Genomic DNA, 22,962 nt, shown 5'->3' on the forward strand with positions numbered 1-22,962 from the left:
GTCAGGTTCGGTAGGCGTCGCCGCGGTGCCTGGCGCTCGTCACGATGATGACTTCGTCCTTCTCATCGATTCGGTAGAGAACCCGGTACTCCCCACGTCGGGCAGCCCAGATGCCGTCCATCGGCGGATCCAGCGGCTTGCCCACCCGGTGTGGGTTGTCGCGAAGCGGGCCGTTGATGAACTCTGCGACAGCGAAGGCGACTGTCGGCGGGAGCCCGACAGGTGGAGGCTCGGATAGCGCACGTCGGACGGGGGGCGTGAAGCGAACGGTGTAGCGGACCGAGGTCACTAGCCGTCCTCGTCTTTCACGCGGGCCGCCATGATCTCGGCGAGATCGGCGGCGTCATATAGTTCGCCTCGTTCGATCGCCTGCTGCGATTCTGCGAGGTCCTGCATCGTCTGAGGGTCGGAGAGCACCGCGATGGTCTCCTCCAGCCGTTCCAGGTCCTCGGGTGAGATCAGCACGGCCGCCGGGCGGCCGTTCTTGGTCACGGTGACGCGCTCGTGGGTCAGCTCCACGGAGTTGACCAGCTCGGACAGGCGGTTCCGCACTTCGGCCAAGGGCAAAGTCTCCATGTACATAATTCTAGCCATGACTACAGTATGTCTGGTCATGGTCACGCATTAGCAATATGCATCTGCAAGGTGACCCAGCGCGGTCAGGTGACGACTTCGCAATCCCCTTGGCTTCCGTCACACCCGCGCTGTACCGTCGCCGCGTGCAAGACATGATCTCCGCCCGCGGCCTCATCAAGCGCTATGGCGACCACACCGCCGTCGACGGCATCGACATCACCGTTCCCAAGGGCCAGGCCTTCGGCTTCCTCGGGCCCAACGGCGCGGGCAAGTCGACGACCATGCGCATGATCGGCTGCGTCTCCCCGCCCACTGAGGGCGAACTGCGCATCCTCGGCATGGACGCCGCCACGCAGGGCGCCAAGATCCGCGCCCGTCTGGGCGTGGTCCCCCAGGACGACACGCTCGACACCGAGCTGAACCTCCTGGAGAACCTGGTCATCTACGCGCGCTACTTCGGCATCAAGTACAAGGTGGCCCGCGAGCGCGCCCGCGAGCTCCTGGACTTCGTGCAGCTGTCCGACCGCGCCGAGTCGAAGGTCGAGGACCTCTCCGGGGGCATGCGGCGGCGGCTGACGATCGCGCGCTCCCTGATCAACGAGCCCGAGCTGGTCATGCTCGACGAGCCGACCACGGGCCTCGACCCGCAGGCCCGCCACCTGGTGTGGGAGCGGCTGTTCCGCCTCAAGAAGCGCGGCGTCACCCTCGTGCTCACCACGCACTACATGGACGAGGCCGAGCAGCTCTGCGACCGCCTCGTCGTCATGGACGGCGGCAAGATCGCCGCCGAGGGCACCCCGCGCCAGCTCATCGAGGCGCACGTGACCCGCGAGGTCGTCGAACTGCGCTTCAACACCGAGAACCACGAGGTCTTCGCCGAGAAGCTCGACGGCGTCGCCGACCGCGTCGAGATCCTCCCCGACCGGATCCTGCTGTACACCCCCGACGCCGAGTCGGCCGTCGCCGAGGTGCACGGCCGCGGCCTCCAGCCGGCGAGCGTCCTGGAACGCCGCGCCACCCTGGAGGACGTCTTCCTGCGCCTGACCGGACGGACGCTGGTCGACTGATGAGCGCCGGTTCCCTCCACGCCTTCGAGCACTGGCTGCTCAACTACCGGCGGACCTGGTACGGCTCGCTGTTCTCCGGGTTCCTGCTGCCGGTGCTGTTCATCGTCGGCCTCGGCATGGCCGTCGGCGGCTACGTCGACGGGTCGAGCGCCATCGGCGGTGTCGACTACGTCGCGTTCATCGCCCCCGGCCTGCTCGCCTCGACCGCCTTCCAGATCGCCACCGGCGAACTGACCTGGCCGGTCTTCGCGGCGACGCGCTGGGGAAGCCAGTACAAGGCCATGCAGGCCTCACCGCTGACCAACGACGACATCCTCAACGGCCACCTCATCTACGCGCTGTTTCGCAGCGCGGTCTCGGCGATCGCGTTCTTCGGCGTCATGGCGGCCTTCGGGCTGCTCTACTCGCCGCTGGCGCCGCTGGCGGTCCTCGCCGCGCTGCTCACCGCGTCGGCGTCGATCGGCGCGGTCTACGCGATCTCGATGACCGCCAAGAACGAGTCGTCGCTGTCGATCGTGCACCGCTTCGGGATCTTGCCGTTGACGCTGTTCTCGGCGGTGTTCTTCCCCCTCGACCAGCTGCCCGCGGTCGTCCAGCCGCTGGCCTGGGTCTCCCCGGTCTGGCACGGTGTCGAACTCGCCCGCGCCGCGACTCTCGGTGTCGCCCCGCCGTGGCCCTGGCCGGCGCACCTGGCGGTCCTGCTGGTGTGGACGGTCGCCGGCTGGTACGCCGCCCGGTACACGCTCAACAAGCGGCTCAAGGTCTGAAAGGAGGAGTCACATGACGGTCATGACCACCCTCGCCATCCGCAACAAGGGGCTGCGCCCCGGCCCGATGGTCGAGCGCAACTACACGGTCCACAAGCACGGCTGGCTGGTGATCCTCACCGGGCTGCTGGAGTCGCTGTTCTACCTGTTCTCCCTCGGCGTCGGCGTCGGCGCGCTGGTCAAGCAGATCGAGCTGCCCGACGGCCGGATGGTCGACTACGCGGTCTTCGTGGCCCCGGCGATGCTGGCCAGCGCCGCGATGAACGCCGCCGTCGCCGAGACGACCTTCAACGTCTTCGGCAAGCTGAAGTGGATGAAGCTCTACGACGGGGTCCTCGCCACGCCGATGCGGCCGCGCGACGTCGCCGCCGGCGAGATCTCCTGGGCGCTGATCCGCGGCGCGATCTACAGCACGGCCTTCCTGATCGTGATGGCAGCGCTCGGCCTGACCGAGACGTGGTGGTCGCTGCTGGCGCTGCCTGGCTCGGTGCTGGTCGGGCTGGCGTTCTCCGGCATCGGCCTGCTCGCCACGACCTACTTCCGCAACTGGCCGGACTTCGACTGGATGATGGCCTTCGTCTTCGTGATGTTCCTGTTCTCCGGATCCTTCGCGCCGATCGAGAACTACCCCGAGGCCGTGCAGTGGCTGGTGCACCTTTCACCGCTGTACCACGGGATCGAGCTGCTGCGGGCCTTCTCGCTCGGTGAGCTGTCGCCGTGGCTGCTGGTGCACTGCGCCTACCTGGTCGCCGTCGCCGGCGTGTGCCTGGCGTTCGCCTCGCGGCGGATGTCGAAGCTGCTCTACAAGTGACGCCGGACGGGCGGGACCTCACGGCCCCGCCCGTCCGTCATTCCCGAAAGCGCCACACCTGGAGGCCCTCGGCCGTCGGCGTGACCAGGTGGGTGTCCGACCAGGCGCACATCCCCGGCGTCTGGACGGTGCCGAGTTCGGTGACCCCGCCGGTGCGCACGTCGAGCAGCGCGATCCGCGCGGGCGCAGCGCGGCCGTCGGAGGTCCAGGCCTTGGGCGCGCTGATCGCGGTGCCGCGGTCGACGCGCCGAAAGTGCCGCTCGACGGTGAATCCCGTGCGTCCCCACTCGTGCTGGACGCGGGTGACCGGTCGGCCGCGTTCGTCGGCGGTGAGGACCGCGAAGCGGCGGTCGTAGACCTCGACCACGTCGTCGGCCGAGCCCAGCGGCATCGACTGGAACCCGAGCCGGTGCGACCAGAGCGCCGCGGCCCTTCCTCCATCGTCGACGAGGACGACGTAGGGGCGAAAGGAGACCAGCGGCGTGAAGTCGTCGAACTCCGGGCCGAGCTCGCGAAACCTCAACTCGCCGGTCAGGTCCTCGACCCGCAGGTCGGCGACCCTCGGCGTCGTGCCGTCGGCGGCCGTCCACCAGCTCAGGCCGGAGCCACCGTTGTCGTTGGGGGCCAGGGCCCAGACCAGGCCCCAGGCGGCGGCCGCGTCGGCGCCCGGCGGCAGGTCGAGGCGGTGCAGGTCGCCGGTCGCGATGTCGAGCGTCGACATGTTCCCCTCGGCGTCCTCGGCGACGAGGTAGGTCGTGCCCGCGTGGTCGAAGAAGCCGCGCCAGGACCGCAGATCCTCATCACAAGTCCACAGTGGAGAACCGTCCCGGGACGAAAGGCCGTGGATCTGCCGGAGGACGCCCTCCGCCGCGCTCATCTCGGCAAGGACGGTCACCTCGGGCGAGTCGTAGACGGCCACACCGCCGTCGTGCTCGCCCGACCAGGTGAAGACGTCGGCGCCGGTCCGCGCGCTGAAGACGGTCGTGCTCTCCTCGGTGACGAACTGGATCCGCGCGCCCACGACGGCGGCCTCGGCTCCGCGGCGCTCGCGCATCCAGGCGATGTGGCCGCTGTTCAGGTCGATGCCGACCATGCCGCGTTCGGTCTCGTAGAAGGCGGTCTCGTCAACGACACCGTGGCAACCGCCCGGCTTCACGTCGACGTATACGGAGGGTCCTTCCCGACGGAGTCCGGACGGGAGGGCGGCCGGTTCGACGGGCCGACTCACGGGGGGCGGCTGAGCTTGCGGGGGCCGCCACGCCCGGTTGCGGCCGAGCACGGCCTTGCCGCCGGCGTCGTGGGTGCGACGCTGCGGCACGGGGCCGTTGATCTCGCGCATGCCGGCCGCCGCGCGGTCGTAGATGGTGTCGAGGTCGAGGAACTCCGGTCCGCCCTCGACTCCCTCGTCGAGCAGCCGGATCAGTTCCCCGCTGAAGGCGGTGTGCTCCTCTCCCGGTGGCGCCCAGGCGAACTCGTTCTCGCCGCAGGCGGTCAGCACGAAGCTGCCGCGGATGGCGGTGAGGTCTCTGACCTGGTCGGGGCCGCTCAGCGTGCCGTCGAAGGCCGCGCCGGCGAAGCAGCAGTCGAGGATGACGATCTTCCAGCGGGCCCGGGATCCGTGGTCCAGCAGCAGGTTGCGGATGTCGCGGTAGGCCAGGCCGGTCCAGCGACGCGAGGGCGCCGATTCGGCGAGCATGAGCCGCAGATCGTCGCGGTCGGCCAGGCCGTGCCCGGCGAAGTAGACCACCAGCGCGTCGGTGGCCTCATTGGCGGCCTCGTGGATGCGGCCGAGGACCTCGCCGATGCCGGCCCGCTCGTCGACGCCGACGACGTGCTCCTCGGGCAGGCCCCACACCTCGGGATCGGTGAACAGCCGGCGCAGCCTCGCGACGTTGCCGGCCGCGCCCGGGACGTCGGTGAGGACCTCGTCGCTGTACACCGGAACGCCGATCAGCACGACCCGCGAGCCCTCGGCGGCGGGCAGTCCGGTCATTCCGGCGACTCCCGGTCGAGCAGCGCGAGCACCGCGATGGCGCCGGCGATCTCCTCGGGCGTACCGGCTTTGAGCACCACCCGGCGGCCCGCGGTCTCCACGGTGATCTCCAGCGGCCGGTCCTGTCTTCGCGCGGTCATCCGCCGCGAGCTCAGCCAGGCGCCGCAGGCGGCGACCGCGCCGGTGATCGCGGCGGCCGAGTTGGCGATCGCGAGGATCGTCTCCAGTACGCCGGCCATGTGGCCTTCGGTGCCCGACCCGTAGACGCGGGTCAGCCGCGTGTCCGGCCCTCCGGAACGCGAAAGGGCCCGGAAGAGGTCCTCGCCGTCGAGCTGACGCGACTCCGACGCCACCGTGAAGCTGAGTTCCACCGCACCCCCTGGTCGACCGGTGAACCGCCGCGGCGCCTTGGACGAGGGCGTCGCGGCGGACATAGGACCATTGTGGACGCACGAACGTGGAACGGCCAGTCACCGGGCCGTTTCCGGCCGCATCAGTGACGCGCCGCCTCGCGAATCACCGCCCCGACCGCCGCCGGATCGCTGAGCTGCGGGCAGTGCCCGGCACCGGGAACGGTCGCGACGGGCACGGATCCGGGATCACCGACCAGCCGATCCCTTTCCCCGGCGACGATCCGCACGCCGACGACCCTTCCGAGCAGCGCGGTCAGCGCGACGCGTTCGCCGGCGCGGTGGGCCTCCCGGAGCCGGCGGGCGTTGCGGCGCGCGACGCCGGGCCGGGCCAGCTGAGCGGCGGCGCTGGTCACGGCGTGCAGAACCTCGGGTGAGGGAGTCCCGCCCACCAGCGCGCTCGCCAGCCGCGCGGGGGAGGCCCGCCGCAGCATCGGTGCGGCCAGGGCCGGTGTCCGGAGGACCGCCGATCCCTTCTCCTGCAGGAAGTACGGCGAGACCAGCACCACCCCGCCGACCCGGTCGGGATGCGTCCCGGCGTAGCGCAGTGCGGGCGCGCATCCCGCCGAGTGGGCGACCAGGACCGGCCGGGATTCCAGTGGTGCCAGCAGTTCGGTCAGCCACTCCAGGTCGGTGACGGCCGTGGGCGCCGAGCGGCCGAGGCCGGGCAGATCGGCGACCAGCGCGGGGGAGTCGCCGAGCTGTCCGAGCACTCCCCGCCAGGACTCGCCGTCGAGCGGGATGCCGTGCAGGAACACGAACTCCGGGACGGTCCGCTCACCAGCGAGGTAGGTCCGGGCTCCGGCGACCTCGGCGAAACCGCCGGGCAGCGCCGAGGGCGCGGCGCCGAAGCCGTCGGCGACGAGCCGGTCGGCCCAGCGGCGCAGGGCGGTCTCGACGGGAGCCTGCCGCAGCCCGGCGGAGTCGGCGATCCGCTCGGCCGTGGCGGTGTCGTAGCGGTCCTCGGTGAGGAAGCCGAGGGTCTCGGGCTCGGCTCTGGTGACGGCCTTGGGAAGACGGCGGACCAGTGACACGGGCACGAGCCGCTTCGGTGCGGGGACGCCGAGGTGCCCGGCGAGGAGGCCGACGAGCTCGGGGAGGTGCGGGGTCCGCTCGTCGAGGACCCAGTGCGCCCCGCCGGGATCGCCGTCGTGGTCGGGGATCGCGGCCATGAAGGCGGCGAGGTGGTCGACGGTCACGACGGGGACGAAAGTCCGCGCGGTTCCCGGCAGGGCGGGGAGGCGGCCGGTCCACAACTGCTCGACCAGGGCGGCGAGGCCGATGTACTGGCCGGACTCGCCGGTCACCGAGTGGCCGATGACGCTGCTGGGGTTGACGACGGTCAGCGGCACGCCGAGTTCGGCGGCGGCGACCCGCACGGCCGCGTCGCCTTCGATCTTGGAGCCCTCGTAGGCGCCCTTCCTCCGGTAGATCCCGGCGAGTTCGGCTTCCGGCATGGGATGGCGCGGGTCGGTTTCCAGGCCCACGCGGTAGCCGGAGACGTGGACGAGCCTGCGCAGGCCGGGCCGGGTCGCCGCCCAGCGGACGACGTCGAGGGCGCCTTCGACGTTGACGGCGGCGGCTTCGGCCCGTCGCATGCCGAAGCGGTAGAGGGCGGCGGTGTTGAAGACGTCGCGGACGCCCGTGAGCCTTGCGTCGTCGGCGGCGCTCAAGCCGAGGACCGGGCCGCCGGTGAGTTCGCCGGCGAGCACGGTCAGCCGGTCGGTGCCGGTGTGGTTCTCGTGGAGCCAGCCGCGCAGCGCGGGCCCGGACCGGGCGGGGTCGCGGACGACGGCGGCGACCGCGCGGCCCTCGCCGAGCAGCCGCCGGACGGTCCACTTGCCGATGAGTCCGGTCGCGCCGAAGACGGCGGTGTCGGGCTTCTCTTCCATCTCTCGTTCCTCTCTAGACCGATCTGCATATTCGTTGGCCGAAGAGGAAGCGCCGGAGCGTCCCGGCGCTTCCTTAGCGCTTGGCGAGCAGCCGGGTGATCCGGCGCCCGGTCTGCTCGATCGGCGTCCGGCTGCGGGCGGTGCGGGCCAGCACCAGCGAGCCCTCGATCAGCGCGAGGACCGTCGTGGCGAGGTCGTCGACCTCGGCGGCGTCGTGACCGTCGGCGAGCAGCGCGGAGGCCAGCGCTCGCCGCCACCCGGTGTAGATGCCGTCGCACAGCGGCTGGAGGGCGTCGTTGGTCGCGGCGACCTCCAGCGCGACGGTCGCGACGGGGCAGCCCTTGGTGTAGTCGGCGGCGACCATGCGCTCGGCGAGCGCGTCGAGGAGGGCCGCCACGAGCTCGGCCGGGCCGGCGGCGGTGGCGGACAGTTCGGCGACGACGCCGTCGATCTCGCGTCCGGCGGCCGACAGGGCCTCGCCGACGAGCTGGTCCTTGCCGCCGGGGAAGTGGTGGTAGAGCGAGCCGCGGGGCGCGCCGGAGGCCGTGAGGATCTCGTTGAGGCCGGTGCCGTGGTAGCCCTTGGCCTCCACGAGCCGCCGGGTCGCCTCGATCAGCCGCGCCTTCGTCTCATCGCCCTTGACCGCCATCCGGCAAGAATAGACCGGTCGTCATATTCAGCCGGCTCCGGGCTCAGTATCGCGAGGCGAGCATCCCGTCGGCGAGAATGCGATCCACGGTCTCCTCGGCGCTCAGCCCGCTGCTGTCCAGCCACAGCCCGCGCCTCGGCGTCTCGTCGAGATCGGTGCGCATCGACTCGACCGCCGCCGTCAGATCGGCGCCCCAGTCGCGGTAGGCGTTCGAGCCCCGCCCGATCTCGCGGGCGACGACCGCCTCCGTCGACGGGCAGAGCACCACCAGGTGCCGCTCGAAGTCGGCGACCCGGTCAAGCCACCGCGTCACGTCCTCGCCCATGATGATGTCGCTGCACACGAAGTCGACACCGTTGCGCGCGTAATGCGAGGCCAGCAGCGCCGAACCCTCGTACCGCAGGCGCAGCTCGCGTTCCGCGGCGGGATCGGGATCCGGGGTCATGTCCACGTGCCCCGAGACCACCGCGTGATACAGCACGTCACCGTCGAAATGCGCCGCCAGCGGCGAGATACGCCGGGCGAGCAGCCCGGCGACGGTGGTCTTTCCTGCGGCCTGGAGACCGGTGACGAGCACGACGCGGGACATCCCGACATGATCGCCGCCCGGCCACGCCCGCGCGAGGGGTTTTCCGCCCGGACTCGCGCGGCCGACGTATCGTCGCCACCGTGAAGCGCCTGATCGACCACCCCCACCTCGGCCCCGCCGCGACCGGGCTCGCCCTGGCCACCGCCGGGCTGAGCCTGTGGAGTCCGTGGTGGGCGATCCCGACCGTCCTGCTCGCCTTCGCCGCCGGGCGCCTGCCCGGCCGCACCCGAACGACCGTGCTCATCACCGTCGGCGTGCTCGCCGCCGGGCTCGTCGCCCTCATGCTGGCGCCGGCGTGGATCCCGCTGGGCTACCGCTTCCTGGCACTCCTGCTCGCCGAGACGATGCTCCCGTGGTTCGCCGGGCGCTTCTGGCGGCAGTACCGCGACCTCGCCGAGGCCGGCCGCGAAGGCGCCCGCCTGCGTGAACGGGCCCGCATCGCCGGTGACATGCACGACGTCCTCGGGCACGAACTGAGCCTCATCGCGCTGTCGGCGGGCGCGCTGAAACTCGCCCCCGACCTGCCCGCCGGGCACCGGACGGCCGTCGCCGACATCCGCGCGCGCGCCGAGTCGGCCGTCGACCGCCTCGGCGAGGTCGTCGGACTGCTGCGGGAGGCCGGCGTCGGGCAGGGGCCCGAGCAGGTCGCCGAGCTCGTCGCGGGGGCGCGGGCGGCGGGGATGACCGTCGAGCTGAACACCACCGACGGGCACGCGGTCCCGCTCGGCGTCTCGGTGGCCGCGCGCCATGTCGTGCAGGAGGCGTTGACTAACGCCGCCCGCCACGCCGCGGGCGCGCACGTCACGGTCGACGTGCGGCACGAACCGAAGGTCACGACCGTCACCGTCACCAACGCGCCCGGCGGTGCCGGGGGCCGGACACGCGGCGGCAACGGACTGACCGGCCTCGCCGACCGCGTGCACGCCCTCGGCGGCGGCTTCGAGGCCGCCCCGGACGAGAGCGGCGGTTTCACCGTCAGCGCGCGCCTGCCGCACACACCCGGCTCGGAGCCACCGCCCCCACCCCGCCAGCGCAGCGCGCGGCGGCGTATCCGGGTGACCATCGCCGCCGCCGTCCTCGTGCCGATGGTGAGCTTCGCGCTGATCGGCGCGGGCCTGCGCGGCTGGGAGATGATGTCGGCGCGCGGATCGGTCCTCGACGCCGAGGTCTTCGCGAGCCTGCGGCCCGGCCAGGACCGGGCCGAGTTCGCCCACCTGCTGCCGGGCGAGCAGACCCCCGCCCACCCCGAGGTCGCCGAGCCCGAGGGCGTGGCCTGCGAGTACTACGAGATCACCGTCGACCCCTTCGACGACCGCTCCGGCGACGCCTACCGTCTCTGCTTCGAGGGCCCGGCGCTGGTCTCGGCCGAGATCGTCGGCGAAAGGCCGGCGGCGTGATCAGGGTCCTCATCGCCGACGACGAGCCGATGATGCGCGCCGGGATCCGCGCCGTCCTGTCCACCGCCGCCGACGTCGAGATCGTCGCCGAGGCGCGCGACGGGCACGACGCCGTCGAGGGGGTGCGACGGCACCGGCCCGACGTCGCCGTCCTCGACATCCGCATGCCCGGCACCGACGGCATCACCGCCGCCGGCGAGATCGCCCGCTTGGCCCCGGACACCGGCGTGGTCATGCTCACCACCTTCGGCGAGGACGACTACATCCTGCGCGCGCTCGGCGCCGGGGCCGCGGGCTTCCTCATCAAGTCCGGCGAGCCCGAGGAGCTGATCGCCGGGGTGCGGGCCGTCGCCGACGGCGCCGCCTACCTGTCACCGAAGGTCGCCGCGCGGGTGCTCGCCCACCTCGCCGCCGGGGGCGCCGGGACGGCCGCCGCCCGCCGGGCCGATGCCCGCGCGCGGGTCGACGCCCTGACCGCCCGGGAGCGAGAGGTGCTGTCCTACCTGGGCGCCGGATGGGCGAACGGGCGCATAGCCCGGCGCCTGGGCGTCGTGGAAGGGACGGTGAAGTTCCACGTGAGCGCCATCCTGTCGCGGCTCGGCGTGGAGAACCGGGCCGCGGCGGCCGTCGTCGCCCACGAGGCCGGGATCGTCGCCCCCGAAGCGCCGCAGCACGACTGACACCGGCCGCGCGGCCAGGCGCGTGAGCAGCAGGTGCGCGACCAGGACCCCGGCGGTGCCGAGGACCGCGCCGGCGGCCACGTCGTGCGGATAGTGCACCCCGGCGACGACCCGCAGCAGCGGCACCGCCGCGCCCAGCGGCAGCGCCACGAAGGCCAGGCGCGGGCGCAGCACCACCAGAGCGACCGCGATCGCCACCGCGACGGTGGAATGGTTGCTGGGGAAGGACCAGTCACCCGGCTCGGGGCACTCCTCGATGGCCGAGGCGCCCGGCACCGCGCGGCACGGGCGCTCCTGGTCGACGGCCAGCTTCCACGCCTCGCTGACCGCGTAGGCCGCGGCCGTGCCGAGTCCGGCGACCACGCCCGCCGCGGCCCGGTTCCAGTCGCGGCGCCGCACCGCCGTCCACCACACCCACGCCGTCCAGAGCAGCAGGACACCGAAGCAGGCCAGTGTCAGGATCTCCACCGGCACCGCCGATCCGGCGGGCGCCACAGTGGACAGCGACCGGTAGAGCGAGGCCGACCAGCCGTCGGTGACCAGGACCGTGTCGGTCGTGCCGACCCCTCCCGGCGACAGCCAGGCGACCGCGGCGAGCGCCACGGCGACCACTCCGGCCGCGGCGAGCAGATTTCTCAGCGTTCTCATGGACGCCGAACCTAGGGACGCCGCGGGTCGCGCGGCACCGCCGAAAGACGAGCCGGGCACCTTGACGAAGGTCGAGGGCCGGACTCCGAAGCGGCCACGGCCGTCTTTCGTCGGCGGGCTCGACTAAGGTTCACCTACATGGGCACCAACGACGACACCGGCCCGGCCGTGACGACGCTGCGGGTCGGGATGATCGGTTACGCCTTCATGGGCCAGGCGCACTCGGCGGCCTGGCGGGACGTGAACCCCGTGTACGCCGACCTGCCGGTCTCGGTGGAGTTGACGGCCCTGTGCGGGCGCAGCACCGAGATGGTCACCGCCGCCGCCCGCCAGTACGGCTGGAGCCGTGCCGAGACGGACTGGCGCGCCGTCGTCGAGGCCGATGACATCGACATCGTCGACATCAGCACCCCCGGCGACACCCACGCCGAGATCGCCATCGCCGCCCTGCGCGCCGGCAAGCACGTGCTGTGCGAGAAGCCGATGGCCAACACCGTCGAAGAGGCCGAGCGGATGGCCGCGGTCGCCGCCGAGTCGCCCGGCCTGGTCGCCATGGTCGGCTTCACCTACCGTCGCGTCCCGGCGGTCACCTTCCTGCGCCACCTGGTCCAGAGTGGACGGTTCGGGCGGCTGCGGCACGTGCGCGCCGTGTACCTCCAGGACTGGCTCGCCGACGCCGACTCGACCTGGACCTGGCGGCTCGACAAGGACAAGGCCGGCTCCGGGGCGCTGGGCGACATCGGGGCGCACATCGTCGACATGGCCGCCTACGTGACCGGCCAGCACATCACCCGGCTCGTCGCCGACACCGAGACCTTCGTGACCGAGCGGCCCCTGGCCGACGACGACGGGACCGGCGAGGTCACCGTCGACGACACCGCCTCGTTCCTCGCGCGGCTCGACGGGGGAGCGGTGGCGACCTTCGAGGCGAGCCGCTTCGCCACCGGCCGCAAGAACGCGCTGCGCCTGGAACTCAACGGAAGCAAGGCGTCGGCCGTGTTCGATCTCGAGCGGCCCAACGAGCTGATGTTCTACGAGACCGACGCGCCCGCCGCCGAGCAGGGATTCCGCCGCATCCTCGTGACCGAGAAGACCCACCCGTACTTCGACGTGTGGTGGCCGCCCGGGCACACGATCGGGTACCAGCAGCCCTTCACACACCAGGCGCACGACTTCATCCGCGCGATCATCGACTCGACCGCGGTGAGCCCCGACTTCGCCGAGGGGTTGCGCGTACAGCGGGTGCTGGACGCGGTGCAGCGGAGCAAGGCGAGCGGGGAATGGGTGGAGTTGCCGGTGGAGCCGGGGTCCGGCGCGGGGAAGGGCGCGGCGCGCAGGAAACCGCGGCGTGGGGTGCTGCGGCGGAAGGGGAAGTAGGGGGCGGCGCAGCGGCCGGCTCTCGACCAGCGGGTTCGCCATGCGAGTGCCGGATTCACGGGCAGGTTCACTTCGGCGGTGCGTGCTGGAGTCGGCGGCCGCTCGGTTGGATGGCGGCAGGTCGCCGGGCCGAACGGCGCCGCCACAACACCCACGCCCGATCCCACCGAGCCCACACGCCCCCATCCACCTACGGCGTATAGATCCGGTACCCCGGCAGTGCCCGGTGCGGCATCGACTCGTAGAACGCCGTCGCCGCGTCGTCGGCGAGCAGGTCCATCCGCTTCACCCCGCAGCGGACGAAGGCCTCGGCGACCAGGGCCCGCGCGACGCCGCGCCGCCGGTGCTCCGCCGCGGTGACGAGGAGGTCGAGGAAGGCGCTGATCGCGCCGTCGGTGAGGACGTGGGCGAAGCCGGTCACCTCCCCTTCGTCGTCGAGGGCGACGAGGGCGATCGTGCCTGGGGCGGTGGCGGCGCGGGCGGCGCGCTCGGGGTCGGCCCAGTTCGGCCAGCCCTCGGCGGCGCACATGGCGACGACGGCGGCGAGGTGCCGGGCGGGGTCGAAGTCTTCAACGAGCATGCCGATGAGGGTGGCAGGCGCGGGGCTCGGGCGCATCCTCATTGCCACCGCTTCGCCGTCGCCGGTGGTCACGTCTCCGTGAGCGATTCTCTCTGGATCCGGAGGCGCTGGGGAAGGATCGACGCGGGCATGAAAACAGCCCCCGGTGGATTCCTCCGGGGGCTTCGCCTCGCTGCTCCCTGTGATGGACTCGAACCATCAACCTGCCGGTTAACAGCCGGCTGCTCTGCCAATTGAGCTAACAGGGATCGGAGCCGTTCCTGGCGCCTGACATAGAGTACAGCACCCCGCCGCAGTGTCTCCAACCGGATTACCCGCCGACCGATCGTGCCCTCTTCCTGCCAAGACGCATGATCCCCGGCAAAATGGGCACCCTACGGTCAGAGGTATCGACGAAAGGGGTGACCCATGCGCAAAGTGGCGTTCGTGGCGGGGTTCGCGATCGGCTACGTGCTCGGCACCAAGGCCGGGCGCGAGCGCTACGAGCAGATCGTGCGCGCGACGAAACGTGTCCGCGAGAACCCCACCGTGCAGAGCACGGCCGGGTTGGTGCAGGCACAGGTCGGCCGGATCACCGAGAAGGGCAAGGACGCCCTCTCCCACACCAGGCTCGGCGCCGCGGTGCTCGGCGAGAGTGAGCAGTACAAGGCCTCGCGTTACGAGACCCCCGACCATCTCCCCCAGGGCTTCTAGCCCTTAGACGACAACGGCACCGACGCGCCGGATCCACGTCCCGTCGTCCTCGTGACGGCGATCACACCGCCGACGATGATCGCGCCCACCCACAGCACGAACGACACGATGTAGGGCCACGAGGGCGCGGCCATGTCGGCACGGACGAGGATCGGCGCGTCGGTGCCGCTCGCCCACCACAGGCCGCCCCGGATCATCTTGACGAAGTCGCCCTCGCCCCAGGCGTCGTAGTCGTTGCCCATCGAGGTCACCATCACGCGTCCCGCACCGACCTCGCGCACCCAGGTCGTCTGGACCTCGATGGAGTCGTCGCCGGGGTAGGACGCGATCGTCGTGGTCCCGGGGATCTCGGCGGGGTCGACGACCGGCGCGTACCAGACGTCGTTGGAGTCCCAGCCCGTCGAGGAGTCCTTCGACGACGGGTGCTCGGCGACCAGGGTCACGTCCTTCTTCACCGCCTCGCCGGTGTCGGCGACGACCCTCGGCCCGACGGTCTGCGCGTACCAGTCCCACTCCGGTTCGGCGTTGACGGTCGCCGCGGACGCGGCGACGAAGCCGCCGCCGCCCTCCACGTACGAGGTCAGGGCCGCGCGGCCGGCCTCGTCGAGGACACTGCCGCTCACCCCCGCCCACAGCACGGCCTGGTACGAGCTCAGGCCGTCGGCGCTGATCGCGGCGGGGTCGTGGGTCACGTCGACGCGCACCCCGAAGGAGCGGCCCATGATCGCCAGGGACTGCTCGGCCTTCGCGACGGCGGCCTCCTCGCCCCCGCCGTCGGAGCCGGGCGGGGTGAGGACGAGCACGGAGAACGCCGGCGCGTCCTCGGCCGCCGCCGGACCGGCCGGTCCGGCGACGGCCAGCGCCGTCAGGAATGCCGCCGTGAGTGTCGCCGCAGCCCTTCGTGCCATAGGCGTCAACCTACCGGTCGGACGAGAAGGCCGCGTCGAAGGAGGCCGTCGGCGGCGTGATCGCGTTGAGGTCGCGCACGAAGTCGAGCGCCTCGGGCGCCCCGTGCAGGCGATCCATGCCCGCGTCCTCCCACTCGATGGAGATGGGGCCGGTGTAGCCGATGGAGTTGAGGGCGCGGAAGCAGTCCTCCCACGGCACGTCACCGCGCCCGGTCGACACGAAGTCCCACCCGCGCCGCGGGTCGCCCCACGACAGGTGAGAGGACAGGCGCCCGCGACGCCCGTCGCCCACGCGGACGCGGGTGTCCTTGCAGTCGACGTGGTAGATGCGGTCGGCGAAGTCGAGGATGAAGCCGGCCGGGTCGAGGTCCTGCCACACCATGTGCGAGGGGTCCCAGTTCAGGCCGAAGGCCTCGCGGCGGCCGATCGCGTCGAGGGTCTTGACCGTCGAGTAGTAGTCGTAGGCGATCTCGCTGGGGTGGACCTCGTGGGCGAAGCGGACGCCGGCGTCGTCGAAGGCGTCCAGGATCGGGTTCCAGCGGTCGGCGAACTCGCGGTAGCCGGCCTCGATGGTCGACTCCGGGACGGGCGGGAACATCGCCACGTAGTGCCAGATCGGCGAGCCGGTGAAGCCGACCACTGTGGACACACCCAGCGCGGCGGCGGCATGGGCCGTGGCCTGCATCCGCTCGGCCGCGCGGGTGCGGACGCCTTCAGGGTCGCCGTCGCCGTAGACCTCGGGGTGCAGGATCGACTTGTGGCGGTCGTCGATCGGGTGGTCGCAGACGGCCTGGCCGGTGAGGTGGTTGGAGATCGCCCAGACGCCGAGGCCGTGCTTTTCGAGCAGGTCGCGCTTCTCGGCGATGTAGGAGTCGCTCTCCAGGGCCTTCACGACGTCGAAGTGGTCGCCCCAGCAGCAGATCTCCAGGCCGTCGTAGCCCCATTCGGAGGCCAGGCGGCACACCTCCACGAAAGGCAGGTCGGCCCACTGGCCGGTGAAGAGGGTGACAGGGCGGGACTGGGGGTGGGAGGTCACGTCGGCTCCTGACGGGTGGGGGATCAGGTTGCGGGTCGCAGTTGCGGTTCGCAGAGAGCCTAAACCTTCTGGGGTGTAAGTGAAGGGGTGAACTTGGCGCGCTGACCGGCGGAACCACTCGCGAGGCCGCTCACCCTGCCCGTTCCCTCACTCAGCGCCCCCGCCGGCGCCGTCCCTCGCCCCATCCCGCCATCCCTCTCCTCAACTGTCAGATCAAGGACAGAAACGGAGTCGTTCCGTCCGAGAGTTCACAAAATCAATCGCCGAACGCGGTAACACCCCACCTACCCCTTGACGCTGCAATATTTGAAGCATGGAGCAGCACGACAAGGGGGCTTCGGTGACGGAGGAACTGCGCCTGCGCATCCGCGACGCGGAGGCGGCACTGATGGCCCATGCGCCGGACCCGTACAGCGGATGGTGTCCGACCTGCCGCGTGACGGGTCCCTGCGCGGAGTACGAACCCGCCGCCAACCGCCTGGGCGAACTGCGCGACCGCCGCGACCACCACGGCTAGGACCAGCGCCGTCCCGTAGCGTTGGCAACCGTGCTGCACCTGCGAATCATCGCCCCTCCCGACCGCACGGAAGACGTCGCGACCCTTCTCGCGGGCAACCCCGCCGCGACCAACCTCGTCGTCCTCCCCGGCGCGGCCCGCAGTCCCGTCGGCGACGTGGTCATGTGCGACGTCGCCCGTGAAGCCGCCAACGAGATCCTGGAGGCACTCGACGGTCTCGGCATCGACCACGACGGCTCGATCGCCGTCGAGCGCGTCGACATGGCCATCTCCGACGGCGCCGAGGCGGCCAAGGAACTCGCGCCCGGCCACGCCGACGACGCCGTCGTGTGGGAGGAGTTCGGCCGCCGCGTCGACGAGAGCAGCGAGTTGACCTGGTCCTTCGTGGTCTTCCTCGCGATCGCGGTGCAGATCGCCGCGATCGGCGTCCTTCTCGACTCGCCGATCCTCATCGTCGGCTCGATGGTCCTCGGCCCGGAGTTCGGGCCCGTCGCGGCGATCTGCTTCGGCATCCTGCGCCGCCGGCCGGGGCTGATCTGGTCATCGGTGCGGACCCTGCTGCTCGGTTTCATCGCGGCGATCGCGGTCACCTGGCTGTGCGCCTTCGTGTCCTACAAGATCGGCTGGATCGACGGGACGTGGCTCGACGGCGTCGGCCGCGAGACGCAGTTCATCGTCAAACCCGACCGCTGGTCGTTCATCGTCGCGCTGCTCGCCGGGGCCGCCGGCATGCTGTCGATGACCTCCGACAAGTCCACCGCCCTGGTCGGCGTCTTCATCTCCGTCACGACCGTCCCGGCCGCCGGGTACATCGCCGTGGCCATGGCCGTCGGGCACTGGGAGGAGGTGACGCCCTCACTGACACAGCTGGGCGTCAACCTCGCCGGAATGATCCTCGCCGGAGTGGCGGCGCTGATCGTGCTGCGACTGGTGTGGGGCCGCGCGGGGCTCAGGGAGCGCATCGCGCGGCGGGTACGCGTCAATCCGAGATGACGGCCAGCGCGTCGATCTCGACGAGCATCTCCTCGCGCGGCAGGCCGGTCATCACCGTCGTGCGGCACGGCAGGACGCCGCTGCCGACGCGCTCGGCGACGAACTCGCCGTAGGCCTCGTTCATCGCGGCGAAGTCGTCGCGGGTCGTCAGGTAGACGCGCAGCATGATCACGTCGTCGAGGCTCGCGCCCCCGGCCTTGAGGATGGCCTCGACGTTCTGGAGGGTGCGCACGGTCTGCGCCTTGACGTCACCGGCGTGCAGGTACTCGCCGGTGGCGGGGTCGACGGGCCCCTGCCCGGAGACCTGGAGGAGCGGACCTTTGCGAACACCCTGTGAGAAAGTGTGCGCGGGGGCGGGGGCGGGGGCGGCGTCGGTACGGATCGCGGTCTTGTCGGCCATGCGGGTAACTTACATCTCTCGTGATCTTTGAGGAGGCCGCGATGCGGGAGCACGCGCAGCTGGACGGACACGCGCTCGACACCGCGCGCGCCGAACGGCTCGACTGGCGTTTCCGGGCGCTGCCGGCGAACGCGCACGGACGCACCGTCGACGAGTGGCTGGCCACCTCGCCCCGCCTCGACGAGCTCGGCACCCCGCTGATGACCCTCGACGCCGACGCGCTGGCGCACAACATCTCCGCGATGGCCGACTGGTGCGCCGAGGCCGGCGTGCTGCACGCCCCGCACGGCAAGACGACGATGGCCCCGGCGCTGTGGGCGCGCCAGTTCGCCGCCGGCGCACACGCGATCTCCCTCGCGACGGTCCCGCAGCTGCGGGTCGCACGGGCCTTCGGGGTCACCCGGGTGATCCTCGCCAACGAGATCACCGACCCGGCCGCGCTGGTGTGGCTGGCGGGCTGGGCCGCCGAGGGCACCGAGATCCACTGCCTCGTCGACTCGGCCGAGGGCGTGGCCCTCATGGACGAGGCCCTGCGCGACGCGGCCGGGCCGCTCGACGTGTGCGTCGAACTAGGCGCGACCGGTGCCCGCGCGGGCGCGCGGGGAGTCGAGGCCGCCCGCGACGTCGCCGAGGCCGTCCAGCGCTCCGCGCACCTGCGGCTCGCCGGTGTCAGCGGCTGGGACGGCGGCGTCGCCCACGACGCCTCGGCCGACGAGCTGGCCAAAGTGGACACACTGCTGACCGACCTGCGCGAACTCCACGAGGGCCTCAAGTACGAGACCGACACGCCGATGGTCACCGCCGGCGGCAGCGCCTACTTCGACCAGGTCGCCGAACACCTCGCCGACCTCGACGACGCGCGGGTCGTCATCCGCTCCGGCTCCTACATCACCCACGACGACGGCACCTACGTCGAACTCAGCCCCGGCCCGCGCGGCCGCTCCGGGCCGCGGCTGCGCGCCGCCCTGCGCGCCTACGGCCGCGTGATCTCCCGTCCCGAGCCCGCCCTGGCGATCCTCGACATCGGCCGCCGCGACGTCCCCTTCGACGCCGGACTGCCCATCCCGCTCGACCTGCCGGGGACCGCCGTCGTGCAGCTCAACGATCAGCACGCCTTCCTCACCGGGGAGGTCGGCGGGCTCGCTCTCGGTGACAAGGTCCGGCTCGGGATCTCCCACCCCTGCACGGCCTTCGACAAGTGGAACCTCATCCCGGTCTGCGACGCCGAGGGCGCGGTGGTCGACGCGATCCGGACGTACTTCTGATGAGCGCGCTGGTCATCCGGGGCGCGTCCATCGCCGACGGCAGCGGCGCCCCCGCCTTCCTCGGCGACGTGCGCGTCCGCGACGGCCGCATCGTCGAGATCACGCGGCCCGGGAGGCTCGACGGTCCCGGGATCGACGCCACCGGACTGGTCCTGGCGCCCGGCTTCGTCGACATGCACTCCCATTCCGAGGCGCGCCTGACCGACCCGGGCTTCACCGCGAAGTCCCGCCAGGGCGTGACCTGCGAGGTCGTCGGTCAGGACGGACTGTCCTTCGCCCCGCTCGACGAGTCCACGTCGGACGGTGTGCGGGAGCTGATCACCGGCTGGCATGGAAGCGACGTCCCCGCCTTCCCGACCGTCGCCGACTACCTCGCGCACTTCGACACCGGCTCGCGTGCCAACGTCGCCTACCTCGTCCCGCACGGCAACATCCGCGCCATGGCCGTCGGCTTCGACGCCCGCCGCGCCACCCCCGGCGAGCTCGACGCCATGCGCCGGCTGCTCGCCGAGGGGATGCGGCAGGGCGCCTTCGGCCTGTCGACCGGTCTGACCTACGTGCCCGGCATGTACGCCGACGCCGCCGAACTGACCGCGCTGTGCCAGACCGTCGCCTCCTTCGGCGGTTTCCACGACACCCACCACCGCTCCTACGGCGCCGGGGCGCTGGAGGCCTACGCGGAGATGATCGAGATCTCGCGGCGTTCGGGCTGCCCGCTGCACCTGGCGCACGCGACGATGAACTTCCCGCCCAACCGCGGGCGCGCCCCGGATCTGCTGGCACTACTGGACTCCGCGCTCATCGAAGGGCTCGACCTGACCTTCGACACCTATCCCTACCTCGCGGGTTCGACGACGCTCGCCGCGCTCCTGCCGAGCTGGGTCGCCTCGGGAGGGCCCTCGGCGATCCTGGAACGGCTGGCCGATCCCGGGCTGCGCGAGAAGATCGCCGCCGACCTGGAGGTCGCCGGATCCGACGGCTGCCACGGTGTCCCGGTCGACTGGGACACCATCGAGGTCGCCGGTGTGGCGGGGGACGGGCAGTCGTGGGCGGTCGGCAGAACCATCGCCTCCCTCGCGGCCGAGCGCGGGCGGCCGGCCTTCGAGGTCTTCACCGGGCTCCTGCGCGACGACCTCCTCGGCACGACGATCCGTCAGCACGTCGGCGACGAGGACAACGTCCGCGCGATCATGCGCCATCAGGCGCACACCGCCGGCAGTGACGGCCTCTACCCGGGCGCCAAGCCGCATCCTCGCGCCTACGGCACATTCCCGCGCTATCTGGGCCACTACGTGCGCGAACTCGGCGTGCTGTCCCTTGAGGACTGTGTCGCGCACCTGTCCGGCCGTCCCGCCCACCGTCTCGGTCTTCGCGACCGTGGACTGGTCTGGACCGGGCACGTCGCCGACCTCGTCCTGTTCGATCCGGACACCGTCGCCGACACCGCCACCTACGACGAGCCCTTCGGTGCGCCCAAGGGGATCCCGTACGTGTTCGTCAACGGTGTCGCGGTCGTCGAGGACGGCCGTGACACCGGCGAGCTGCCCGGCCGGGCGCTGCGGCACGTCCCGCGCTAGGCAGGCGTTATCTCGCCCCAGACGGGTTCGGCGCCCTCGGGGAAGTAGTAGCAGGGCGAGATCGCCCACACCGCCGTCTCCAGCCAGTCGGTCTCGGCGACGAAGTCGTCGCCGGCGTCGCCGGCCTCGGCGACGGCGAAGCCGCTGTGGCCGACACCGTCTCCCTCATGGCGGCCGGGGCCGCCGGTGTAGCGGATCCCGGCGTCCCAGCCCAGCTCCGCCCAGTACTCGTAGAGGCCCCGGACGTCGGCGTTCTCGGTGCCGGCCACGGGAACGAAGTGGTACCGGGCGATGACCTTGTACCGGTCCTTGGGCGGCACCTCGAAGGTATCGGCGGTGCAGGTGACCACGTTGTACTTGGTCCCATTGAGCGGCAGCCCCAGGTGCGCGGTGGCCGTGTCGAGCCGGTCGGTCAGCCGCGCGGCGACGATGCCCGGCGCGACCGTTCCGACAGGCTCGTCGGCCTCGCTGCCGCAGGCGGTCAGGAGCAGCATCGCGAGCAGGGCTGAACGGGCCGTGATCCGGGTTCTCGTCGGCATCGCGCCTCCCCTCGACGGACCGTGTCGTCCGTACCAATGGAAGCGCGGGAGGGCGGGGAGGGGTCCCGGTCAGAGCCTCTTCGCGAAGCGCAGCCCGGTCTGCTCGAAGCCCCGGTTCAGGTAGAAGCGGTGGGTTTTCTCGCGGGCGGTGCCCGAGCCGACCAGCAGCCGGACCGCGCCCTGGTCTCGGGCCCACTCCTCGAAGACCGCGACCAGCGCCTTGCCGACACCGCGGCCGCGCCGCCGCTCGTCGACGACCAGGATCATCAGCTGGGCGGCGGGATCGTCGTGCTCCCAGGGGAGTAGGACGTGCCCGCCGGCGAAGCCCGCCGGTCCGGACCCGTCGCCGGCGTCGAACACCCAGGCCCGGTAGCCGGGCGCGGTGTTGCGTTCGAGACGGGCGGCGATCGCCTCGGCGGTCGACGGGTAGCCGAGTTGTTCGAAGAGGGCGACGAGCCTCGGGGCGTCGCCGCTCGTGGCCGGGCGCACGGTCATGGGACGAAAGTACCGCCCTACCCTTCCTTCGCCCGCTGGTAGTGCCGGGCGGCGCGGACCTTGTTGCCGCATTTGTTGGAGCACCACTCGCGCCGGGGGTGGTCTTTGACGAACAGGAGCACGCAACCGGGCCGTCCGCACAGCCGCACCCGGCCGGCGGTCTGTCCGGTGAACAGGGCGATCGCGTTCTCGGCGACCTCGGCGAGGGCGTCGCGCACGCCGCGGGACTCGCGGCGGCGCTCGGCGCGCAGCGGGTCGGCGGTGCGCAGCTCGGTCCAGTGGGGGCCGCCTCGGGCTGCGCGGTTGATGGCGTCGACGTCGGCGGGGGCGGCGGGTTCGCCGTCCTCCAGGGCGCGCGCGACGGCGCGGACGGCGTCGCGCAGTTCCCGCGCGGCGGCCAGGTCCTCGTCGCCGAGGGGGGTGCTCTCGACGGGCAGGAGTGCCGACACGCGTTCGAACCACGCGATGAGGTCGGCGGTCGTGCGCAGGCCGTCCTGCACGACCCCGCGCACCGCGTAGGTCGTGTTGGCCAGCTGAATCGCCAAGGGGGGAGCTCCGGTCACGGTCTAACGGTAACCCTCTCTTGCATCCATGAGAAGTCCGTGGCAGGATTCTCATGGATAGATGAGCTTCTAACCATGAGAATCGGAGTTTCCGTGAGCGTCCTCAAAACCGGCCACGTCGGCCTCAACGTCACCGACCTGTCCCGCTCGGTCGCCTTCTACCAAAAGGTCCTCGACCTCACCGTGTACGCCGAGCGGGAGGTCGACGGCCGCCGCTACGCGATGCTCGGCCTCGGCGACACGCTCATGCTGACCTTGTGGCAGCAGAGCGAGGGCGGCTTCCCCACCGACCTGCCCGGCCTCCACCACCTGTCCTTCGAGGTCGCCGACCGGGCCGCCGTCGAGCAGGCCGAGGCCGTCCTGCGCGAACTGGGCGCGACCTTCATTCACGACGGGATCGTGCGGCACGGCGAGCAGGCGACCTCCGGCGGCGTGTTCTTCACCGACCCCGACGGCGTGCGCCTGGAGATCTACGCGCCCGAGCTCGGCGGCGACGCCCCGGCGCCCACTCCGGGCGCGCCCACCTGCGGTTTCTTCTAG

Annotated in this window: 27 protein-coding genes, 1 tRNA gene and 1 pseudogene; 13 read left to right on the plus strand and 16 right to left on the minus strand. The window is 71.7% G+C overall.

Features of this window, described 5'->3' with window-relative positions; translation table 11 throughout:
* Position 1: 1 nt before the first annotated feature.
* Positions 2-289 (minus strand): type II toxin-antitoxin system RelE/ParE family toxin, encoded by a 288-nt coding sequence (locus AB0I28_RS29940; RefSeq protein WP_357498934.1) that lies wholly within the window; start codon positions 287-289, stop codon positions 2-4.
* Positions 289-576: a type II toxin-antitoxin system Phd/YefM family antitoxin gene (locus tag AB0I28_RS29945; RefSeq protein ID WP_357498936.1), complete on the minus strand. Its 288-nt coding sequence runs from the start codon at positions 574-576 to the stop codon at positions 289-291. The genes AB0I28_RS29940 and AB0I28_RS29945 overlap by 1 nt, the downstream gene beginning before the upstream one ends.
* 152 nt (positions 577-728) lie before the next feature.
* Here AB0I28_RS29945 and AB0I28_RS29950 point away from each other — a divergent pair, with 152 nt between their 5' ends.
* From AB0I28_RS29950 to AB0I28_RS29960, 3 genes are read left to right on the plus strand one after another with little or no spacing between them, the layout of a single operon-like run.
* Complete coding sequence (locus AB0I28_RS29950) at positions 729-1,643, plus strand: ABC transporter ATP-binding protein (protein ID WP_357499206.1); 915 nt, start codon at positions 729-731, stop codon at positions 1,641-1,643.
* A complete protein-coding gene (locus AB0I28_RS29955) occupies positions 1,643-2,410 on the plus strand; it encodes an ABC transporter permease (RefSeq protein WP_357498938.1) in 768 nt (255 codons plus the stop codon). Before AB0I28_RS29950 ends, AB0I28_RS29955 begins: the two co-directional genes overlap by 1 nt.
* Before the next feature lie 13 nt (positions 2,411-2,423).
* Positions 2,424-3,221, plus strand: a complete 798-nt coding sequence (locus AB0I28_RS29960) for an ABC transporter permease (protein ID WP_357498940.1) — start codon at positions 2,424-2,426, stop codon at positions 3,219-3,221.
* Between the two features lie 37 nt (positions 3,222-3,258).
* On the opposite strand, the gene AB0I28_RS29965 is transcribed toward AB0I28_RS29960, so the two are convergent.
* The 5 genes from AB0I28_RS29965 to AB0I28_RS29985 form a co-directional block, all read right to left on the minus strand.
* Positions 3,259-5,214, minus strand: coding sequence for a caspase family protein (locus AB0I28_RS29965; protein ID WP_357498942.1), 1,956 nt, complete (start codon positions 5,212-5,214; stop codon positions 3,259-3,261).
* Entirely contained in the window at positions 5,211-5,585 is a 375-nt protein-coding gene (locus AB0I28_RS29970; RefSeq protein WP_357498943.1) for a hypothetical protein, read from the minus strand. Before AB0I28_RS29970 ends, AB0I28_RS29965 begins: the two co-directional genes overlap by 4 nt.
* A gap of 122 nt (positions 5,586-5,707) precedes the next feature.
* Positions 5,708-7,516 carry an alpha/beta fold hydrolase gene (locus AB0I28_RS29975; RefSeq protein WP_357498944.1) on the minus strand — a complete coding sequence of 603 codons (1,809 nt, stop codon included), beginning with the start codon at positions 7,514-7,516 and terminating at the stop codon, positions 5,708-5,710.
* Between the two features lie 73 nt (positions 7,517-7,589).
* The gene (locus tag AB0I28_RS29980) at positions 7,590-8,165 is read right to left on the minus strand and encodes a TetR/AcrR family transcriptional regulator (RefSeq protein WP_357498946.1); all 576 of its coding nucleotides are present in this window, start codon (positions 8,163-8,165) and stop codon (positions 7,590-7,592) included.
* Between the two features lie 43 nt (positions 8,166-8,208).
* Positions 8,209-8,754, minus strand: coding sequence for a hypothetical protein (locus tag AB0I28_RS29985; RefSeq protein WP_357498948.1), 546 nt, complete (start codon positions 8,752-8,754; stop codon positions 8,209-8,211).
* Positions 8,755-8,834: 80 nt separating this feature from the next.
* Between AB0I28_RS29985 and AB0I28_RS29990 the strand changes: the two genes are divergently transcribed.
* Positions 8,835-10,151, plus strand: coding sequence for a histidine kinase (locus AB0I28_RS29990; protein WP_357498950.1), 1,317 nt, complete (start codon positions 8,835-8,837; stop codon positions 10,149-10,151).
* Positions 10,148-10,831, plus strand: coding sequence for a response regulator transcription factor (locus AB0I28_RS29995; RefSeq protein ID WP_357498951.1), 684 nt, complete (start codon positions 10,148-10,150; stop codon positions 10,829-10,831). The genes AB0I28_RS29990 and AB0I28_RS29995 overlap by 4 nt, the downstream gene beginning before the upstream one ends.
* Positions 10,832-10,915: 84 nt before the next feature.
* On the opposite strand, the pseudogene AB0I28_RS30000 reads toward AB0I28_RS29995, so the two are convergent.
* A pseudogene (locus tag AB0I28_RS30000) lies at positions 10,916-11,245 on the minus strand (phosphatase PAP2 family protein); the annotation flags it as partial.
* On the opposite strand from AB0I28_RS30000, the gene AB0I28_RS30005 reads away from it, so the two are divergent.
* Together AB0I28_RS30005 and AB0I28_RS30010 are read left to right on the plus strand one after the other, a co-directional pair.
* Positions 11,175-11,345: a hypothetical protein gene (locus AB0I28_RS30005; RefSeq protein WP_357499208.1), complete on the plus strand. Its 171-nt coding sequence runs from the start codon at positions 11,175-11,177 to the stop codon at positions 11,343-11,345. The pseudogene AB0I28_RS30000 and the gene AB0I28_RS30005 sit on opposite strands and share 71 nt — an antisense overlap.
* A gap of 272 nt (positions 11,346-11,617) precedes the next feature.
* Positions 11,618-12,856 (plus strand): Gfo/Idh/MocA family oxidoreductase, encoded by a 1,239-nt coding sequence (locus AB0I28_RS30010; RefSeq protein ID WP_357498953.1) that lies wholly within the window; start codon positions 11,618-11,620, stop codon positions 12,854-12,856.
* Between the two features lie 190 nt (positions 12,857-13,046).
* Here the strand turns inward: AB0I28_RS30010 and AB0I28_RS30015 are convergent, their stop codons facing one another.
* Together AB0I28_RS30015 and AB0I28_RS30020 are read right to left on the minus strand one after the other, a co-directional pair.
* A complete protein-coding gene (locus AB0I28_RS30015) occupies positions 13,047-13,436 on the minus strand; it encodes a GNAT family N-acetyltransferase (RefSeq protein WP_357498954.1) in 390 nt (129 codons plus the stop codon).
* Between the two features lie 175 nt (positions 13,437-13,611).
* Positions 13,612-13,684 (minus strand) — tRNA-Asn (locus AB0I28_RS30020).
* A gap of 160 nt (positions 13,685-13,844) precedes the next feature.
* Here AB0I28_RS30020 and AB0I28_RS30025 point away from each other — a divergent pair.
* Positions 13,845-14,129: a hypothetical protein gene (locus AB0I28_RS30025; protein ID WP_357498956.1), complete on the plus strand. Its 285-nt coding sequence runs from the start codon at positions 13,845-13,847 to the stop codon at positions 14,127-14,129.
* Here AB0I28_RS30025 and AB0I28_RS30030 read toward each other — a convergent pair.
* Together AB0I28_RS30030 and AB0I28_RS30035 are read right to left on the minus strand one after the other, a co-directional pair.
* Positions 14,126-15,037, minus strand: coding sequence for a ThuA domain-containing protein (locus AB0I28_RS30030; RefSeq protein WP_357498958.1), 912 nt, complete (start codon positions 15,035-15,037; stop codon positions 14,126-14,128). The genes AB0I28_RS30025 and AB0I28_RS30030 overlap by 4 nt on opposite strands.
* 10 nt (positions 15,038-15,047) lie before the next feature.
* Positions 15,048-16,073, minus strand: a complete 1,026-nt coding sequence (locus tag AB0I28_RS30035; RefSeq protein ID WP_357498960.1) for a sugar phosphate isomerase/epimerase family protein — start codon at positions 16,071-16,073, stop codon at positions 15,048-15,050.
* Between the two features lie 313 nt (positions 16,074-16,386).
* Between AB0I28_RS30035 and AB0I28_RS30040 the strand changes: the two genes are divergently transcribed.
* Together AB0I28_RS30040 and AB0I28_RS30045 are read left to right on the plus strand one after the other, a co-directional pair.
* Positions 16,387-16,590 (plus strand): hypothetical protein, encoded by a 204-nt coding sequence (locus AB0I28_RS30040; RefSeq protein WP_357498961.1) that lies wholly within the window; start codon positions 16,387-16,389, stop codon positions 16,588-16,590.
* Between the two features lie 30 nt (positions 16,591-16,620).
* Entirely contained in the window at positions 16,621-17,583 is a 963-nt protein-coding gene (locus AB0I28_RS30045; protein ID WP_357498963.1) for a DUF389 domain-containing protein, read from the plus strand.
* On the opposite strand, the gene AB0I28_RS30050 is transcribed toward AB0I28_RS30045, so the two are convergent.
* Positions 17,570-17,983, minus strand: a complete 414-nt coding sequence (locus AB0I28_RS30050) for a RidA family protein (protein ID WP_357498965.1) — start codon at positions 17,981-17,983, stop codon at positions 17,570-17,572. The genes AB0I28_RS30045 and AB0I28_RS30050 overlap by 14 nt on opposite strands.
* Positions 17,984-18,024: 41 nt before the next feature.
* On the opposite strand from AB0I28_RS30050, the gene AB0I28_RS30055 reads away from it, so the two are divergent.
* Together AB0I28_RS30055 and AB0I28_RS30060 are read left to right on the plus strand one after the other, a co-directional pair.
* Positions 18,025-19,248, plus strand: coding sequence for an alanine racemase (locus AB0I28_RS30055; RefSeq protein ID WP_357498966.1), 1,224 nt, complete (start codon positions 18,025-18,027; stop codon positions 19,246-19,248).
* Positions 19,248-20,825 carry a D-aminoacylase gene (locus AB0I28_RS30060; protein ID WP_357498968.1) on the plus strand — a complete coding sequence of 526 codons (1,578 nt, stop codon included), beginning with the start codon at positions 19,248-19,250 and terminating at the stop codon, positions 20,823-20,825. Before AB0I28_RS30055 ends, AB0I28_RS30060 begins: the two co-directional genes overlap by 1 nt.
* On the opposite strand, the gene AB0I28_RS30065 is transcribed toward AB0I28_RS30060, so the two are convergent.
* The 3 genes from AB0I28_RS30065 to AB0I28_RS30075 form a co-directional block, all read right to left on the minus strand.
* On the minus strand, positions 20,822-21,364 hold the full coding sequence (locus AB0I28_RS30065; protein ID WP_357498970.1) for a hypothetical protein: 543 nt from the start codon (positions 21,362-21,364) through the stop codon (positions 20,822-20,824). The genes AB0I28_RS30060 and AB0I28_RS30065 overlap by 4 nt on opposite strands.
* A gap of 69 nt (positions 21,365-21,433) precedes the next feature.
* A complete protein-coding gene (locus AB0I28_RS30070) occupies positions 21,434-21,859 on the minus strand; it encodes a GNAT family N-acetyltransferase (protein ID WP_357498972.1) in 426 nt (141 codons plus the stop codon).
* 17 nt (positions 21,860-21,876) lie between these two features.
* Positions 21,877-22,422: an ABATE domain-containing protein gene (locus AB0I28_RS30075; RefSeq protein WP_357498974.1), complete on the minus strand. Its 546-nt coding sequence runs from the start codon at positions 22,420-22,422 to the stop codon at positions 21,877-21,879.
* Between the two features lie 93 nt (positions 22,423-22,515).
* Between AB0I28_RS30075 and AB0I28_RS30080 the strand changes: the two genes are divergently transcribed.
* A complete protein-coding gene (locus tag AB0I28_RS30080; RefSeq protein ID WP_357498975.1) occupies positions 22,516-22,962 on the plus strand; it encodes a VOC family protein in 447 nt (148 codons plus the stop codon).

This window comes from Phytomonospora sp. NPDC050363 (assembly GCF_040655735.1).
Lineage (GTDB): Bacteria > Actinomycetota > Actinomycetes > Mycobacteriales > Micromonosporaceae > Phytomonospora.